Source organism: Nocardia vulneris (assembly GCF_001613425.1).
Lineage (GTDB): Bacteria > Actinomycetota > Actinomycetes > Mycobacteriales > Mycobacteriaceae > Nocardia > Nocardia vulneris.
This window is the reverse complement of record NZ_BDCI01000018.1, coordinates 38,448-54,586: the sequence shown is the minus strand read 5'-3', so window position 1 is coordinate 54,586 and position 16,139 is coordinate 38,448. Positions and strand designations below refer to the sequence as shown.

At 66.4% G+C, this 16,139-nt stretch carries 22 protein-coding genes; 13 read left to right on the top strand and 9 right to left on the bottom strand.

The annotated features are described in order from the left end of the window. The first annotated feature begins 55 nt into the window (after positions 1-55). Complete coding sequence (locus NVU01S_RS20580) at positions 56-766, top strand: ArsR/SmtB family transcription factor (RefSeq protein WP_043669079.1); 711 nt, start codon at positions 56-58, stop codon at positions 764-766. 1 nt (position 767) lies between these two features. On the opposite strand, the gene NVU01S_RS20575 is transcribed toward NVU01S_RS20580, so the two are convergent. The 4 genes from NVU01S_RS20575 to NVU01S_RS20565 all read right to left on the bottom strand — a co-directional run bounded on the left by NVU01S_RS20575 (position 768) and on the right by NVU01S_RS20565 (position 2,990). Continuing rightward, on the bottom strand, positions 768-968 hold the full coding sequence (locus tag NVU01S_RS20575) for a hypothetical protein (RefSeq protein ID WP_043668893.1): 201 nt from the start codon (positions 966-968) through the stop codon (positions 768-770). A gap of 44 nt (positions 969-1,012) precedes the next feature. Beyond that, positions 1,013-1,858, bottom strand: a complete 846-nt coding sequence (locus NVU01S_RS20570; RefSeq protein WP_043668895.1) for a class I SAM-dependent methyltransferase — start codon at positions 1,856-1,858, stop codon at positions 1,013-1,015. Positions 1,859-2,141: 283 nt separating this feature from the next. Then, positions 2,142-2,303: an SDR family oxidoreductase gene (locus NVU01S_RS44905; RefSeq protein WP_244467210.1), complete on the bottom strand. Its 162-nt coding sequence runs from the start codon at positions 2,301-2,303 to the stop codon at positions 2,142-2,144. A 66-nt stretch (positions 2,304-2,369) separates the two neighbouring features. Then, the gene (locus NVU01S_RS20565) at positions 2,370-2,990 is read right to left on the bottom strand and encodes a TetR/AcrR family transcriptional regulator (protein ID WP_043668898.1); all 621 of its coding nucleotides are present in this window, start codon (positions 2,988-2,990) and stop codon (positions 2,370-2,372) included. A 131-nt stretch (positions 2,991-3,121) separates the two neighbouring features. On the opposite strand from NVU01S_RS20565, the gene NVU01S_RS20560 reads away from it, so the two are divergent. The 5 genes from NVU01S_RS20560 (at position 3,122) to NVU01S_RS20540 (ending at position 6,575) form a co-directional block, all read left to right on the top strand. Next, positions 3,122-3,562: a hypothetical protein gene (locus NVU01S_RS20560; RefSeq protein WP_043668901.1), complete on the top strand. Its 441-nt coding sequence runs from the start codon at positions 3,122-3,124 to the stop codon at positions 3,560-3,562. 48 nt (positions 3,563-3,610) lie between these two features. After that, complete coding sequence (locus NVU01S_RS20555; protein WP_156161531.1) at positions 3,611-4,192, top strand: winged helix DNA-binding protein; 582 nt, start codon at positions 3,611-3,613, stop codon at positions 4,190-4,192. A gap of 34 nt (positions 4,193-4,226) precedes the next feature. Beyond that, positions 4,227-5,120, top strand: a complete 894-nt coding sequence (locus NVU01S_RS20550) for a LysR family transcriptional regulator (RefSeq protein ID WP_043668906.1) — start codon at positions 4,227-4,229, stop codon at positions 5,118-5,120. Between the two features lie 120 nt (positions 5,121-5,240). Next, positions 5,241-5,786, top strand: a complete 546-nt coding sequence (locus tag NVU01S_RS20545) for a dihydrofolate reductase family protein (RefSeq protein ID WP_043668909.1) — start codon at positions 5,241-5,243, stop codon at positions 5,784-5,786. 492 nt (positions 5,787-6,278) lie between these two features. Then, positions 6,279-6,575 (top strand): DUF4189 domain-containing protein, encoded by a 297-nt coding sequence (locus NVU01S_RS20540; protein ID WP_244467211.1) that lies wholly within the window; start codon positions 6,279-6,281, stop codon positions 6,573-6,575. An 848-nt stretch (positions 6,576-7,423) separates the two neighbouring features. Here NVU01S_RS20540 and NVU01S_RS20535 read toward each other — a convergent pair. Together NVU01S_RS20535 and NVU01S_RS20530 are read right to left on the bottom strand one after the other, a co-directional pair. Then, positions 7,424-7,996, bottom strand: a complete 573-nt coding sequence (locus NVU01S_RS20535) for a hypothetical protein (RefSeq protein ID WP_043668912.1) — start codon at positions 7,994-7,996, stop codon at positions 7,424-7,426. 27 nt (positions 7,997-8,023) lie between these two features. Beyond that, a complete protein-coding gene (locus tag NVU01S_RS20530) occupies positions 8,024-8,728 on the bottom strand; it encodes a hypothetical protein (protein ID WP_156161532.1) in 705 nt (234 codons plus the stop codon). Positions 8,729-8,791: 63 nt separating this feature from the next. Between NVU01S_RS20530 and NVU01S_RS20525 the strand changes: the two genes are divergently transcribed. The 5 genes from NVU01S_RS20525 to NVU01S_RS20505 all read left to right on the top strand — a co-directional run bounded on the left by NVU01S_RS20525 (position 8,792) and on the right by NVU01S_RS20505 (position 11,625). Then, a complete protein-coding gene (locus NVU01S_RS20525; protein WP_043668917.1) occupies positions 8,792-8,983 on the top strand; it encodes a hypothetical protein in 192 nt (63 codons plus the stop codon). A 158-nt stretch (positions 8,984-9,141) separates the two neighbouring features. Further along, the gene (locus NVU01S_RS20520; protein WP_244467212.1) at positions 9,142-9,441 is read left to right on the top strand and encodes a hypothetical protein; all 300 of its coding nucleotides are present in this window, start codon (positions 9,142-9,144) and stop codon (positions 9,439-9,441) included. Further along, positions 9,438-10,835 carry a WXG100 family type VII secretion target gene (locus NVU01S_RS44900; RefSeq protein ID WP_082031992.1) on the top strand — a complete coding sequence of 466 codons (1,398 nt, stop codon included), beginning with the start codon at positions 9,438-9,440 and terminating at the stop codon, positions 10,833-10,835. Before NVU01S_RS20520 ends, NVU01S_RS44900 begins: the two co-directional genes overlap by 4 nt. Continuing rightward, positions 10,822-11,373 (top strand): hypothetical protein, encoded by a 552-nt coding sequence (locus tag NVU01S_RS20510; protein WP_043668921.1) that lies wholly within the window; start codon positions 10,822-10,824, stop codon positions 11,371-11,373. Before NVU01S_RS44900 ends, NVU01S_RS20510 begins: the two co-directional genes overlap by 14 nt. A gap of 21 nt (positions 11,374-11,394) precedes the next feature. Further along, a complete protein-coding gene (locus NVU01S_RS20505; protein WP_043668924.1) occupies positions 11,395-11,625 on the top strand; it encodes a hypothetical protein in 231 nt (76 codons plus the stop codon). A gap of 12 nt (positions 11,626-11,637) precedes the next feature. On the opposite strand, the gene NVU01S_RS20500 is transcribed toward NVU01S_RS20505, so the two are convergent. Beyond that, positions 11,638-12,582 (bottom strand): alpha/beta hydrolase family protein, encoded by a 945-nt coding sequence (locus tag NVU01S_RS20500; RefSeq protein ID WP_052280490.1) that lies wholly within the window; start codon positions 12,580-12,582, stop codon positions 11,638-11,640. A gap of 129 nt (positions 12,583-12,711) precedes the next feature. Here NVU01S_RS20500 and NVU01S_RS20495 point away from each other — a divergent pair, with 129 nt between their 5' ends. Then, on the top strand, positions 12,712-13,299 hold the full coding sequence (locus NVU01S_RS20495; protein ID WP_043668927.1) for a TetR/AcrR family transcriptional regulator: 588 nt from the start codon (positions 12,712-12,714) through the stop codon (positions 13,297-13,299). Between the two features lie 16 nt (positions 13,300-13,315). On the opposite strand, the gene NVU01S_RS20490 is transcribed toward NVU01S_RS20495, so the two are convergent. Further along, the gene (locus tag NVU01S_RS20490) at positions 13,316-13,813 is read right to left on the bottom strand and encodes a hypothetical protein (RefSeq protein WP_043668930.1); all 498 of its coding nucleotides are present in this window, start codon (positions 13,811-13,813) and stop codon (positions 13,316-13,318) included. Between the two features lie 325 nt (positions 13,814-14,138). Between NVU01S_RS20490 and NVU01S_RS20485 the strand changes: the two genes are divergently transcribed. Then, a complete protein-coding gene (locus NVU01S_RS20485) occupies positions 14,139-15,374 on the top strand; it encodes a hypothetical protein (protein ID WP_043668933.1) in 1,236 nt (411 codons plus the stop codon). Between the two features lie 81 nt (positions 15,375-15,455). Here NVU01S_RS20485 and NVU01S_RS20480 read toward each other — a convergent pair whose 3' ends face one another. Further along, the gene (locus NVU01S_RS20480; RefSeq protein ID WP_043668936.1) at positions 15,456-16,046 is read right to left on the bottom strand and encodes a DUF6348 family protein; all 591 of its coding nucleotides are present in this window, start codon (positions 16,044-16,046) and stop codon (positions 15,456-15,458) included. Positions 16,047-16,139 lie beyond the last annotated feature (93 nt).

The window sequence follows — 16,139 nt, the reverse complement described above, 5'->3', positions numbered from 1 at the left end:
GTATCCCCGCGACATTTCGGTCGCCGCCGAAACGATGGCGCGCCATGATGGGGTGGTGTCATCCCGAGGAGCCGAACTGGCCGGTCTCGCCGCCTTGCTCGCCGACCGGACCCGCGCCGATATGTGCCTGGCGCTGGTCGACGGACGGGCGTGGACCGCGGGTGAGCTCGCCCGGCACACAGGAGTGGCCGCGTCCACCGCGACCGAACATTTGAACCGGCTGCTCGACGGCGGCTTGCTGGTCGAACGGCGTCAGGGCAGGCATCGCTACGTGCAATTGGCCGGGCCGCAGGTCGCCGAGCTGCTGGAGACGATGGTCACCCAGCTCGAGCCGTCGCGCCCGGCCGTGACCAATTTGCGAACCGCCACTGTCGCAACAGCTTTGGCGCGCGGCCGGACCTGCTACGACCATCTGGCCGGACGCCTCGGGGTCGCGATCACCGACGCGATGACCGAGCGCGGGCTGCTCGACCAGGACGCCGGCTTCGCCCTCACCGAAGCCGGGCTGTCCTGGCTCACCGGCCCGCTGGGCGTCGCGCCCACCGACTTGCGCGGGACGCGCCGCCCGCTCGCCCGGCCCTGTCTCGACTGGACCGAACGGCGCACCCATCTCGGTGGTACCGCGGGTGCGCAGATCTGTCGTCGCCTGCTCGAACGCGGCTGGATCACCCGCGTCGGCAGTGGTCGCGCCGTCCGCGTCACCGCCGACGGCGAAACCGCCTTACACACGCTGCTGGCGATCGATCCGCCCACATTGCGGCGGTGAATCAGATCGGTTCGCGCAACTGTCGTAACCGATACGCCACCCGTGCGATCAACCCCGCCAGCATCCGCGCGGCAGCCTCCAGTCGATCCAGCAGATCCGACAGCTCCTCCTCGCTACCCCGCGCCACATCGAGGCCCCGCAGTCCAGCCAGCGCACCCTCCAGGGCGCTGAGCTGCTCTTCGTAAGCTCCGTTCGAACGCATGTTCTAATGCTACAGCATCATCTGGTCCGGCATGCCTGGCCCGCTCAGGTGACCTGTGCGGCCACGAGTGTCTCGAAGGTATAGGGCCGCAGGCCATCGGTGCGGCCGGCGAAGTACCGCTGCAGGAGGTCCGCATGTGTGGGATGGTCCACGACCTTCAGTCCGCATCGGTCGATCAGCCGCTCGATCTCGGATACCGGCCAGCCGGGCTGCAGCGGTTCGCCGACCGAAGCCGCGATCGGCGTGTAGATACGGGCGAATTCCCTCCCCACATCGTCGAGCGCGCAGTCCTCGGCTCGATAGGAGAACACCACCTCGGACCCGGGAGCGGCCGCCGCGATCGTGCGCAACCCCGACTCGATCGCCGGTGCCGTCAGATAGGGGGCCACGCCCGTCCAGCAGAACATCGCCGGCTGCGCCCAGTCGAACCCGGCCTGTCCCAGAGCATCCTGAACCGGTCCGGCCTCGAAATCGGCCGGCACGAATACCTGGGAGTCGCTGAGCGGCAGGCCGAGTTCCCCGACCCGCTCGAGCTTCCATGCCTGGGAGGCAGGGTGATCGACCTCGAACACCGTCAGCGAGCCGAGCAGATCCGGTCGCCGCCACGCGAACGAGTCGAGCCCCGCGCCGAGAATCACGTACTGGGTGAAGGCGCCGGCCGCCAACCGGTCCTCGGCGTACCGGCTGCGGGTGCAGACAGCCGCGCGGGATTCGCGACGCACCGGGCCGGGGAACAGCGGATCGAACCGGTCTCGCAGCTGCTGCCATACCGGGCCGACAAGCACCAGGGCCAGCACATCGTCCAGCACCCACGGTGACGCCGTCTCCAGCCGAAACAATCCACGCGACACGGCCGCGAACATCGCCGTTCTGCTCGGTGCGCTTTCCATGCATTCCTCCTCGCGGGCCAGAATCCAGCATGCCGACCCCGCTCGACCACTCTGCGCACTCATAGGATGCGCGTGAAACGCGGTGACGGCCATAGCTGGATCGCCCGGCCGCCACGATCTGCTCATCAGCAGCGCAACCGCCTGCCCGCCGACGCTGCGGGTGACACCTGTGGTGGTCGGTCACAACTGTGTGCCGCCACCGTCCACCACGAGTTCGGCGTCGGTGGTGTAGGTCGCGTCGAAGGCGAGGAAACGGCGGCGTGCGCCACCTCCTCCGGGGTTCCTATGCGCCGCATCGGAATCTGTGCGGCGAAGCCCGCCAACATTTCGTCCGCCACCTCCGCGGGCAGGCGCTTGTGCAGATGCCCGTGTCGATCGGCCCCGGGCTCACCGCATTGACCCGCACGCCGCGCGGCAGTAGTTCGCGAGCCAACGTTCGCGCCATCGACCGCAGCGCTGCCCCTGCTCGCACGCCGGCCGGTTGTTTCGCAGCGGGTGAGCGACGCCAGCATCACGTGGAGAGTCGGAGTGCGCCTGGGATGGCGTCGAAGGCTTCGTGCAGGCGGTTGACGAGGTCTGCTCGGCCGTCGCCGCCGTTGGCGGCGACCCAGCCGCGGCCGGCATGGCTCCAGGCTGTGGTGGTCAGTTCGGCCAGGATGCGGGGTCGTAGATCATCCTCTGCGAGGGCGAGTTTGACGGTGAGCTGCGCGGCAACCTGATTTTCCACGCCGGAGCGGGTGTAGTCGATGTGGCCGAGCACGCTGGGAGCGGTGAGGGCCAGTCGGCGGGTGGCGATGTAGCGCTCGTCCCAGTCGTCCGGAAGGGCGACTGCGGCGGCGATGAGGACATCGCGTAGTGCGGTGAGGGCGTGCCCGGTGAGTTCGCGCTCGGCCAGGGCGTCGAGATAGCCCGTCCAGAGCTCGGTTTCGGCCGCTATGGCGACGGCCTCCTTGGTGGGGAAGGCGCGAAAGAAAGTGCTGCGAGAGACCTCCGCAGCGTCGACCAGTTCCTCGATGGTGGTGGCGGCGAAGCCTTGCTGTGCGAACAGCCGCAAGGCGGTGTCGGCGAGCGTGCGGCGGGTGCGGAGCCGCTTGCGTTCCCGCAGCGGCAGGGCGCGGTCGTCGATGGGCATATCGGAACCCTAGCGCAAGAAGAACCTCCGGCTTGAAAGATACTAAGTTTCATTTGAGACTTGCGCACGTATGGAACTTAGTGCCATTATTGGCGGCATCACCGAGTACCACCCCGAACAAGGAGATCGCAATGAGCACCACCGCCCTCGGCACTCTGAACCCGGCGATCATCGGCCAGGCCGAGAAGCATCACACCGCGATCCTGACCCGCGCCCTGTCCGGCACCACGCTCAACGAGCAGCGCTGGATCACCCTGAACCAGGCCCTGGTCGCCGGCCCGGTCGAGCGCTCTGTCCACATCGCAAAGGTCGCGGGGATGACCCAGTGGGACACCGCCACTGTCGCCGCCGCCGTCACCGCCCTGGTCGAGGGCGGGCTGCTGGCCGAATCATCCGGCGACCAGTTGGACATGACCGAGGCGGGGCGCGACACGGTCGCTCAGGTGCGCGGCGCGTCCGGCAAGATTTTGGACCCCGCCTACAGCGCGGTCTCCGCCGAGGAACTGGCGATCGCAGCCCGCGTGCTGGTGACCATCACCGCGCGCATGGCCGAGGAACTGGCCCACGTCTGAAGTTGATCGATATCTGAAGAAGCACCTGAATCAGGAATGGGTTTCAAGATGTTCAACAGAACTGCCACCTTCAGCGTCGCGGCCTCGGCCATTGGTGCGGCGCTCCTGCTCGTCGGCTGCAGCGGAGCGACCGGCGACGCCGGGACGCCATCGAACACCACGGTCGCGGCTACGAGCACGACCCAATCGGCTCCGTCCGCCCCCGCTACGCTGAGCCCTTCGATCGTCGGCCAGGCGGAGAAGCACCACGCCGCGCTCCTGGCCCGCGCACTCGCCGGCACCACCCTGGACGAGAAGCAGTGGATCGTGCTGAATCAGACATTGGCAGCAACCGAGCCGGTCGAGCGGGCCGCCCACATCACCCGGATAGCCGGTCTCACTCGGTGGAATCCCGCCGACGTCGAGACCGCCCTGCGGGCACTGCTCGATAGTGGCCTGCTGCAAGTCTTTTCGGACGGTTTGGTCGAGCCCACCGCCGTCGGCAGGACCGTCGCCGACAAGGTCCGTGCCGAATCCGGCGCGATCGTGACAGCCGCTTACGGTGCGGTCGCACCCGAGGACCTGGCAATCACGGCCCGCGTGCTGACCGTCATCACCGCCCGCATGGCCGAGGAACTGGCCCGCGGCTGAACGGGGTAAGACGCTTCACGAAGTGGGTTTGTGCATGCTGGAACGTCTCGAACTGGAGGCATTTCTCACCCTCGCCGAGGAGTTGCACTTCGGCAGAACGGCCACACGCTTGTGCGTGACGACACCGCGTATCAGCCAGGCGATCCGAAAGCTGGAGCGCCGCATAGGCGTACCGCTGTTCGAACGCAACAGCCGCACCGTTCGGCTCACGCCGCTGGGCAAGCGGCTGCGCGACGAATTGCGGCCCGCCTATGACCAGATCTCGGCCAGCGTTCTCGCGGCACGCCGGGGCGATCATGTCAAACGTGCCATCACGGTCGGATTTTCCACACCCTGGTGCGGCACTCTGATCGCACAGGCAGCGAAGGCCCACCGGATCCGATATCCGGACATCGCTGTCGGCATCGAGGAGATCCAGCTGACCGATCCACTCGGCCGCATGCGTTCGGGCGCAGTGGATTTGCAGCTCACCGAGTTCCCGATCGCCGAACCCGACATCACCACCGGCCCGATCCTCTTCTCCGAACCACGGGCGATGCTGGTGTCTCGACAACACCGGCTCGCCACCCAGGAGTCGGTGTCGCTGGAGGATCTGGCCGACACGCCACTGGTCACCATCGCCGGCGAACTCGTCCCTCGATACTGGATGGACCACCACTTTCCACGGCGCACACCCACCGGGCGACCGATACCACGGGGACCCGCAGCGAACTTCTGGGCCGAGGTGCTGGTTCACGTCAGTCAGGGCGTCGGCGTCAGTACAGCGGCGCTCGCGGCCGCGACCTTTCACGCCTGGCCGCAGACGGTCGTCGTGCCTTTCCGCGACGCGCCCCCGATCGACTACGGCCTCATGCGGCCTGCTCTGGAGCTGAACCCTCTGGTCGAGCCGTTCCTGGAAACGATCCGCGACGCCGCTGTATCGCAGTGACGCACAAGTGTGCGGTCAGCGTTACGTGTCGCTTAACGCTGCGTTGCCCGAATACCGCTTGTTGCAGGAGTTTCGGCCAGTGATGCTGAGTCTGCATTCAACAAGATCGAAAGGTTGTCCATGCGTAAGATCATCGAATCCACCTTCGTCACGACCGACGGAGTTATCGGCGAACCACACCAGTGGGGCGGGCCGTACTGGGACGACGAGCACAGCGAGTACGGAACCAACCTGCTGTTCGGTGCCGATGCGCTCCTGCTCGGCCGCGACACCTATCAAGGATTCGCGCAAGTGTGGCCGACTCGCCCCGCCGCCGATCCTTACACGGCCCGGATCAACGCCATGCCCAAATACGTCGCGTCCCGCACCCTCGCACAACAAGACGCCACCTGGAATGCCACTGTCCTGCAAGGGGATATCGTCGACGCGGTGCGCGCCCTCAAAGAACAAGACGGTCGCGATATCCTCAAATTCGGCACGGGGTCGCTGTCCCACACCCTGCTCGAAGCCAAACTTGTCGACGAGTATCACTTTTGGATCTTCCCGGCCATCGCAGGCGCTGGCGACCGGCTCTTCGACGGTTACGCCGCTGTCACTCACCTCCAGTTACTCGGGACGACCACCTTCAAATCCGGCATCGTCGTACACCGCCTCGCCCCACGCTGACGTTCGTCAGCCGTCGGCGAGTCGGGAACACCGGCCACGGTGCCTTCTCAGCCCGTCGAGGCAAGGGAGTTTCGAGCAGCGTGGCCAGGGGATGTTCGGGGTCGGTGCGCGGGGCGGCCTGCAAGGCGATGCCTGGCCAGGGGCTCGTTGTCGCGGACAAAGACGCTTTAGCCGAGCAACGCTGCGGCCTCGGCGCGAACGGAACCCGACTGTGCCCGCGTCATCACCGACTACAACGCCTCGGCAGCGGGCCGCGTGCTCGTCGACGGCGAGCGCGAACATCGCATCACGTACCGACTTATCACGCAGGGCGACAGCCAGTTCCTTGACCACGTCTCCCATCGGCGCTGATGCACGCCCATCGTCGTAGTTGACCGCGTCCGTCGCTGCGCGAGGCATGGCAGCCGACGAGGGCGTTCCCGAGCTGAGGGCGACGAGATCGGTTTCGGCGGAACCGTCACGAACACCGCGGTCCGTGACGGTCTTTGCCGTGTGGGCAACGTCTACGCGTTTTCGGTCGACCACCCGACGGAAGCCGACGCCATCCGCGCCGCCGACCGCGCATGCAAGGGTCGAGGCATTATCGACTGCCGGATGATGGTGACGTTCGCGAACGGCTGTGGTGCAGTCGTCACGAGCCCGCTCTCGATCGTCGCAGGGTTCCCGATCGTGGGCTTCGGTAAGGGAACGACGCCGGGTGAGGCATACGCAGACGCCACCCGCAACCTCCCCACCGGCACCGGAAGCGTCGGCGCGTTCAATCGCGAACATGCCTGCACCCAGCCTTGATCTGGTTCCAGCACGATCCTCGGTATTTGCGCGTTGGGAAGTGCTGTCAGCCAACTGATTTGGGCGAATTACCGATGCGTGCCCAGTGGCTTGCGCGGATGCTTGCCTGGGTGCGGGGCATCCCGGTTTCATCGGCAGTCAGGGCAGCTTCGCCGAGTCGAGCATGCCCTCGGTGACTCACACCGGCACCCAATGCCGCGTCGGCGCACGCTTGGCCTGAGCGGAGCCCGGGCCGGGGCCTGCTGTCTACTCGGTCGGAGCCGGGCGGGCCGGTTTCGGCACGGGGACTCGACCGCCGATCGTTGCATAGACGACACGGCGGCGACCAGAGCGAGGAAGCCGAGGGGCAGGCCGACCATGCCGAATCCCTGGGCATACTGCAAGTATTCGGGGGAATGGCTGCCGGCGCCGTCTACGCCGAGTAGGCGGCCGGCCGGAGACTGCCAGGTGCGGGTGTCACCGCCGTCTGCTGCGAACCAGCAGAAGAGCGTCGAGCCCAGAGCGTACGCCCACAGCAGCAGCAAGATGCCGACTCGGGTGAATTGCTGCGCTTCGGCGAAAGTACTTGTGGGGGGAGAGTATTCCGCGTGCCATCCAGACCAGCAGGCCGACCCACCTTCTCATTCGATCCATCACCGCAGCCCTTTCGGATTTCGACTCGCGGTTTCGAGTGTTGATCGGATCGAGGTGCGGATCATGAGTATCCCTACCCGGAAGACCGAGTGGTTCCATGGAATCGCCTGGTCAGCTGCGCGGGGTGTTTCGGGCGGTGCCTCGCGAGCCTGTCAGTTCTAGCCCCCGCGAGCCATGCCTCGGCTCGCTCCGGCCGAGATCAGGTAACTCGTCCGCTATTCAGGCCGTCCCGGCCAGCTGTAGTCGTATGTCCGGGAGAACGTGCGGGTGATCCAGTCCCCGGTCGATTCCCCTGGCGCGGGCTTGGCGGCCGTCGTGATGATCTCTGCCCTTGTCGCGGCCACCGCCGCCGAGCAGTCCTGGGCGGTCAGTAGTTCCCCGGCGCGCAAGGTGAGTTCGTAGACCTGCTCGAACAACCAGGCCGGAGGAAATCCCATGTTCAGATACGGGCGGTTCGGGATGACGTCGGCCCCGATGAGCAGGCGGCCGGTGAAGGCCACTGGAATATCCAGCCCACGGTAATGGCAACTCGAGCCGTCTTTGTCCTGCTGTGGTGGTACACCCTCTAGCCGAGGTGGTTCATCCTCCGTCCTGATGTGGTGTTCCCGCAAGACCAACCGCTGCTCGACGACGGCGTAGTGGCAGATATATCCGCGGTAGCAGCCGGTATGGATCCACTTCGGCTCGAGACCGTGCGCGCCCGGGTCGAACAATCCCGTGCCGTCGATCGCGGTCACATCGAACGAATCCCCTTGGAACAGAATCGAATCGGGGAACTGCGCTGTCATAGTGCAAATACTGGACAAGAGTCGGCATCAGCGGGTTTTCGGCGGCAAAGTCTGCGCGACTTCCAGTCGGTCGCGATCGAAGGTCGTCGTCATGGGCGCACCGTCCTTCCATTCGGTGATGCTGATCGTGTTGTTGCCCGGGAAGTACACGCGCACTGGGCAATTCCCTTCGATGCGCTCCCATGCCAGGGTTTGTCTGCTGAACAATCCGTCGCGTTCGCGCAACAGCACGCGGCAGCACGGTTCGAAACCGTCCGAGAAGGCCTGGCTGACAAGTTCGTAGCGTCCATCCGGACTCACCTCGACGGCTTTGACGGTGCCGAGGCGGCTGCCGGCCGCGGAGGACAAGACGATCGAGATCGGCCATGAGATCAACGCCACCAGTACCAGGACGGCCCCGATCGTCAGGCGCAACCACTGCCTGTAGGGGAACAACCGCAAGGCAAAGTTGCTGTAGAGCCCCCACCCCAGCGTCCAGCAGAGTGGCAGGGCCATGACGAACACCTTGGTGGGAATACTGTCGACGCGATAGAACCGGGGAGGCGAGGTAGCTTCGAACCATGCCGCCACTCCTGCCGCGAACAACGCGACGACTGTGAGCGCCCACCCGATCTGTCGTAGCCGAAACGCGCGATCCGTCTCGCCCGGTTCCACTGCTCTGTCGTCAGTTACCTTGTTGTTCAACGCAATTCCTGCTCGCTCGAGGCGTGCCCGACCCTCCCGATCGAACACGCCGTCAGCATAGCCGGGGACGTGCGGCAGATTCTGGATGATTCGGCCGTAAGGTGTGGCCTCATGGAGCCGGACAGCGAACTGGAGGACTTGCGGTCGATGCTCTCCTGCGTTTTCGAGAAACTCGGCGCCGAGAGCCTCACCGAACCCGATCGGGTCGAATTGGAGGCGCGCGCCGAGGTGGTGCAGGACCAGATCGACGCGATCCAGTACTCCGTCGCCGCTGCCGATCTCGAGGGTGACGGTCACCGCTGAGCCGTAGCGTGGCGGTTCATTGTCTGGAAGTGGTTGCGCCACTGCGTTTTCTGTCGATCGCGGGGAATTTCGACCGTCGGCGGGCGACCCGGCCCCCGGAACCGGGGGCAAGATCGACAACCTGCCGGGCGATAGCATTGGCGGCATTTCAGGGATAGGTGGCACGGGCTGTGGGCGGGTTCGAGGTCGAAATCGGTCAGTTGCGGACGGCGGGCAACGCGGCGGGATCCGCGGCGAATCAAGCCCGGGAAGTGGGCCCGGGTACCGGGTTGGCGGCGATCGCGAGCGCTCTGCCCGGTGGGGACGCGGCCAAGCGCGCACCCACTCTGGCGTCCACGTTCAACGATCGCGCGCAGGGCTGGGCCGAGGAGATCGGCCGGTGGAACGATTCGGTGCAGGCGGCCGTGAAGTTGTACACCGAGAACGAGGCAGAGGCCGAAAGGGCTTTCCGGCGATGAGTGTCGGCTACGACGACGTCCGCAAATGGGACGCCACGGCGCTCGACACCGCGGCCACCAATCTGCGTGGGCGGCGCGACAAACTCATCGGGCTCCAAGACGAACTCGACGATGCCAGGCGATTACCGAGCTGGTACGGCCCCGCGAGCGAACGCGCCCGCAATTCGCTCGGCGATACCCGCAACAACGCCGAGATCCTGATCGCGGAATTGTCCGCGGTGGAACGCGCGCTGCACAACGCGTCGGATGACGTGTCCGCCTTGAAGACCCGGGTCGCCAACAATGACGCGCTCGCCGACTCCTACCTTTTCGGCATCACCGCCGACGGCGGGATCGTCGACAACAAGCCGCCCGACCCGCCGCCGAGGTCGCGCGTCGAGGCCGAAGATCGGGCCGAGGCCCGGCGGCACCGCGAAACCATCAGGCAGCAGCTGGTGCGGGAAACCAGGGCGATACTCACCACCGCGAAAAATATCGACGCTGCCATTGCCCTGGTCCTGCAACTCGCCCAGGATCGCAAGGTCAGTGACCACGGCGCGACCACCCTGGCAGGTGCGCAAAAGGGCGGGGAACTCGACGCCGAAGTGGCCGAGATGGAGCAGGCGCTGCGCGATGCCGGGCTGCTGACGGGGCCGCCCGTCTCCGGCTATTACCGGCAGTGGCTCGAGAACGCGGTGCGCCGGGGTGTTTCGATCGACACGATCAAGCAGATCGTCGCCGACCACCACATCACCCCGGCGGACTTCAAGATCCTGGAAAGACTGCAGGAAATCCGGGAGGACGAAGACGGCGACGGTATCTTCAAGTCGTATTTCCTGTTGCCGACCGATATCAGCGCGGCCGATGCCGCGAAGGCGGTGCGGATGACCTACATCTTGAACGCGGGCACCGACTACGGCACCGAAGGCGAGAGAACCGATTTCGAACCGACCCCGTACAGTTCCGACGAAGTCCGTCGAATCACCGACCGGCAACGCCAGAACTCGTGGAGCTACGACGAAGATGTGGCATTCGTGCACAACAACGGCGGCCGGTTGGCGACCACGCCGAACGGCATGATGATGGGCTTGGGCGGGAACGTCGTCCAGGACCGGTTCAGCACGAACGCGGGCACGACCTGGGGCGATACCTTCATGGTCGACATCGACGACCCGCAGGATCCGGCGCAGCAGATTCGCGAGATGGCGAGTTCGGGCCACGCCTGGTTCGAGGGCGACAACGGCCCGTACCGCGGACGGCTGGACCTGGACCGGCTGCTGCACCACGAGGAGCGCCACTCCCAGCAGTGGGCGCGCGAGGGGCACACCGGCTTCGTCGCCTCCTATATATGGGAGCAGGTCACCGGCGGTGACGAGACCGAGAAAGACGCGGGACTGTCCGATGGCGGGTACTAGCTGGCCGCGTGTCGTCTGCGCCGTGCTGCTCATGGCGGCGGCCACCGCGGCGTGCGACACCAGGGCGCAGTACGCGCCGTCGCTGCCGCCGGCCGCCGGGTTCCGCGTCGACGACGGTGTGCTGAAACTCTGGACGGGCACGCCGTGCACCGGCGTTACGGCACTGACCTTGACGTTCGACTCCGGTACCGGCAAAAGCACCGAGCAGGTGTGGACCGCGCCGCGGCCCGGCGTGCTCGTAGAGCACATGGACCTGCTGGGCTCCGCCGGGCGACCGGCCCCCGACACCGGCCCGCTGCAGGTCCGCACACCGCTGCCCGCCGACTACGACTGGACCACAGCGGGTTCGCTGCATTTCGCTGTCGACGGGCCACCGTCCTACGGGGCCAGGGTCGAGATCGACCGGCTGCTGCGCGAATCGACCCAGCACCCGTCCGCGAGTTACCTTTTCGGCGGGCGTGGGTGGATGGACGCCGCGGCGGTCCAGCGCGAGAATCGGAAATCGTTTCTGACCGTCTGCACGCCCGACCCGGAGTGACGCCGACCCCGCGGAGCGAACATGGAAAGAACGACCCGCTGGCGGACCGTGCTGCGCCGCCTCGTGCTGGGCGCGTTCGCCTGCACGGTCGCGGCGATCGCGGTGCTCGTCGGCGAAGTGGTGCTCAGTGTCACCGGGGTGCGCTTCGATCCGCACGGCTACGGGATGTACGGGGGCATCCTGTTCACGGCGGTCCTGACGCCGATCGCCTTGCTGCTGTGGTCGCTGTATGTGGCACTGCGCGAACCCTGATCGACGGTCCGGCTATTTGTTGTCGATGCGGCCGATCGGGTCGGCGGCTCGGGCGAGGTCGGACTGGATCTCGTGCCACGCGGTGGAATCGAGGGCCAGGGCGTCGCGCAGGTAGGCCCAGGCGGCCGTGCGGACCAGGGCGACACGTGCCGGGTGCTCGTCGGTGGTGTCGGCGGCGTGGTAGTTGTGGATGCCGCCCAGCATGTGTTCGCCGCCGAAGAGCGTGAGCAGGCTTCGGGCGCCGGGGCTGTAGGTGTACACGTCGGTGAACCAGTCGGGGCCGCGGGTCGAGAGAGCGGATTGGTCGTGGTCGCCCGCGATGACCAGAGTGGGTGTGCGCAAGTGGTCGAAGTCGGGGCTCATGAACGGGAAATTCTCGGCGGCGAACGGCGACAGGTCCGCGCCGCCCAGTCCGGTAGTAGCAAGCAGCACACCAGCTTTCACGCGTCGGTCGGTCAGGTCGGGGCCCGGGTTCCCGTCCGCGCCGATGACGCGGGCGCCGAGCAGCATGCCGACGGTCTGGCCACCCCACGAGTGCCCTGCGACGGCGATCCGCTCGGGATCGATGCGCGCGCCGAGCCCCGGCACGGCGGCGAGGACGCGGTCGAGGTCATCGAGCACGCGCCGCACATCCTGCACCCGGATCTCCCAGATGTGCTGGTAGCGCGCGTCTTCCGGGATGAGGCCGAGCGTGCGGGAGTCGAGGAATGTGGGCTGGACGACCACGAATCCGTGGGCCGCCCAGAAGTCCACCAGTGGGTCGTAGGAGGACATCGACTTGCCGAAGCCGTGCGCGAGCAGCAAGACCGGGAGGTCGGTGCCCTCGATGGGGGCGCTGATCCGTACCTGGAGGTCGTCGCCGCGGTCCGGTGCCGGCAGGACGACCGGCTTCACGCTGATGATCGGCGTGCTCAGCGCGGGGACGGCACTCGGAGTGGCCAGAGCTGGGGTGGGCATGGGGGTTCCCTTCGAACGTGTTGAGCCGCGTGCCCCGTGGCAGCCGATAGACTGGCGAAGCGGAGCACTGTTCCGAATATACGGAGCAATGTTCCGCTTTACAACTGCTGTCCTGGAGAGGTGCGTCGCGTGAGTGCTGGCGAGGAGACATTGCCGACCGAGACTTCGGCGAAACGTGCGGATGCACGGCGCAACGAGGGGGCGCTGCTGGACGCCGCGGCCGCGGTGTTCGTCGCCGACGGGGTGAATGCGCCGGTGCGCCGGATCGCGGCGGCGGCCGGGGTCGGCGTGGGCACGATCTACCGGCATTTCCCCACCCGCGCGGACTTGGTCGCCGCCGTCTATCGGCACCAGATCGACGCGTGCGCCGAAGCCGGGCCCGCGTTGCTCGCGAGCGTCACCTCACCGTTCGAGGCGCTGCGCCGATGGGTGGACTTGTTCGTGGACTTCCTGGTGACCAAGCATGGACTCGCCGCGGCACTGCGCAACGATCCCGACGGGTTCACCGCCCTGCACGCGTTGTTCCTGGACCGGCTCGTCCCGGTGTTCGACGAAATCCTCTGTGCGGCAAAAGACATGGATGAGGTAGCGGTCGACGTGAGCGCCTATCAGCTGCTGCGCGCCATCGGGGACATCTGCGCGGGTGCGGAGCGAGAAGATCCGAACTATGACGCCCGCATCACCATCGGACTGCTGCTCGAGGGATGTGGGCGGTGAACGCCGCCGGTCGCGGTCAGGCGGATTCGTCCAGCAGGTGGGCGTGCCAGACCGCCGCGGCCTGTTGATGGGAATCGACACCCGCGTAGAACGAGTCCGCCAGATCGCTGTAGTCAGGATCGTTAAATCCTTGGGTATCAATGAATTTCGGTCGGTACACGGCGAACTTGCCGGTGGGTGACTGGGGCCGGTACGGCACGGCCATGCGCAGGGATCGTGGTTGCGGGGTGTACTCGACCGCATCGATGATCAGTGCGTCGGTGCGTCCGCGTGGCAGGTGCAGGAAGGCGTCGACGATCAGAACCGCGCGCACCCAGTTCGGCCGGCCCGTCTGTAATCGCTCGCCGCCGATGCGGGCCGCCTCGGCAGCGTCGTCGGAGTGCAGGCGCTCCAGGCCTTCCGTTCCGTCGGTAGCCGCGTAACCGAGCAGCGGAGTGAGCATATCGCCGTCGGAAACACTCCAGATACCGTGCGCCGCATAGAAACCGGCACTTTTGGCAATCGCGTACACCATTGGCAGACAATATCCGGAACTACGCCGATCGGAGTGCGAAACGGCCACGCTCTCGTGTCTCAATCTCCGTGCCGTTGGAGTCTGAGACACGCTGCGCCACAAGACATCCGATGTCTCCTGATCCTTGACGTGTGCGGCAACGAATCCCCGCTGCTGACCAGGCATGTCGACCTTACCGATGCATTAACGGTCGGGTGAATAACCAGCGCTACAACTTTCGACTACTTGACACGGAAGATGTTGGCGGACACCGTATAAACCGAACCTCCGATGCTTCCCGGAACGCTCGCGCCGAACCCACCCATCGCCCACTATCGTTTGTCCCATGCCGATCTCTGTGCGCGCCTGGGCGGCGCACTTCGCCGCCCGGACCCACGTAGCTTGGATGGGGTTCTTCGGTGTCGCAGTGCTCGGTGTGTTCGGGCCGCTGGTGGTGTATACGAAAGCTTGCTTCGCTCTGGAATGCCGAGAAGCCGTGGCGCCGTTCGCACTCGGGGTGACGTGGGTCGGCGTCGGCATTTCGTTGCTGGTCGCCGGAATCATGCTCTACGTCGACGGGCGCGACGGCGGACCTTGGCTCGGCTGGGCGGGCATCGCGTTGATCGGTGTCCTCGTGTCGACTGTTCTGGGCTGGGGCGCCCAGCACGTGACCATGGACGACCGGCCGGTGCTGTCGCACGAGTCGCGGGATATCAAGACCGTGCTCGACGCCATGCCGGGGGTCGAGCGGGTCGGCACCGAGGCCGGCCGGACCTTCGCCACGCTGGTCGTGCTGACCGCCGACGCGACGGCCGAGCAGGCCGAAGCGGTGGTCGCGGCCTTCCGAAACCAAGTGCACCGGCCCGACTTCGACCGCTGGGAACTCGATCTGGAAGTCCGTCGTGGTGACACCGCGAGCTCAATCAAGGTGGGCAAGAGCGGCTTGGACGCAGCGTCGCCCCTCGTGGCGCGGTGGCTCGCGCTGCGCGACGCTTTTCCGGAGGACGAGGTGACGTGGACCTCGCGCACCTGGCGGTATTACGAGTACGGGTCCAGTGACAGCTCGAAGAACGCCGATGACGGGATCGGCGAGATCGCGGTGCGGTTGCGGCCCACCGCGGGTGCCGACGCGGTCGGCGCGGCATACCGAAAAGTGCGGCAGGAGTTCCCCGACCTCGAAGCCGCGCGGTGGTCGATCCGGACCACCGCGCCACGTGGTGCAGCGCTGGTCATGCTCAACCGGTATCCCACCGAGGCCGAGCTGGCGCTGTGGGATCGGTTGCACGACAACCTGTTGCCACCCCACGCGCTCGTGTTGCACTCCGTGGAGGGGATCACCGTGCAACCCCATTCGGACATCCGGGAGAACGGAAAAGTGCTCGCCGAACGTCACCTCCCGACCATCGAGCAATCGGGCCTCCGCATCCGGCACACGGTGGCCGATATCCGCGGTGACGACCCCTACTTCAAGTACTCGACCGAATATCGGCTGCTGCAGATCACCGCCGGTGCCTGCACCGCTCGGGGCAACATCCCCGGCCTAGTAGAGCGCCCCCTCGTGCTCCGCTATGAGAAGTGCTGAGCAAAGCCACCGCTGGACAAGCGATCACCAGGTAATGATGGCGGCGGCTACTCGGCCGATGCCGCGACCATTACCTGGTGATCATGCGACCAGATGGTCCGGGTGCGCGAGGAGGAAGGCGCGGGCGTACGCGGACCGGCCGAGTCGGGGCCAGTCCAGGGCGCCGAGGGCTTGTGACGCCGCGACGGCGACCGTCTCGTTGACTTGGACTTCGGCGATCTCTTCGCCCGCCGTGCCGCCGAACAGTAGCCGGATGCCGTTCCAGTTCGGCAGGGTGAGCGCAGGCGTGAGCGCGGCGGCGAGCGCGGGCAGGACCGGATGGTCGATCAGCCAGTGCTGGAGCGGGTCGGCGGCAATGCGGCCGAAGCCGATGGCGGGGCCGTGCACCAGATGAAACCCTGGCAGGCCGTCCGGATCGTCCGCGCCGTAGTGCGCGCCGAATTCATTACTCCGCATGAACATTTCGATGACCGTCGCGCCGACGGTCTGCGCCCAGGTGGTCGCGGCACGCTCGACCGCCTGCTCCACCGAGGTGCCGATACCGTGCACGTGGTCCCAGATCACCTCGGCGTCGGGTTCGGGGTCCAGGGTGAAGCCGATCCGCAGGATCTCCGGGCTGGCCTCGGCGTAACTCTCGTCGAGGATCACGGTGGTCCCGCCCGGTCCTTGCACGCCACTCGCGGTGACGGTCCATGGGCTACAAATCGGTCAGTTCCCGGGCGATCGTTCGAAGGGCGCGGTCCCGCAATGAGCTCACGCTGCGGA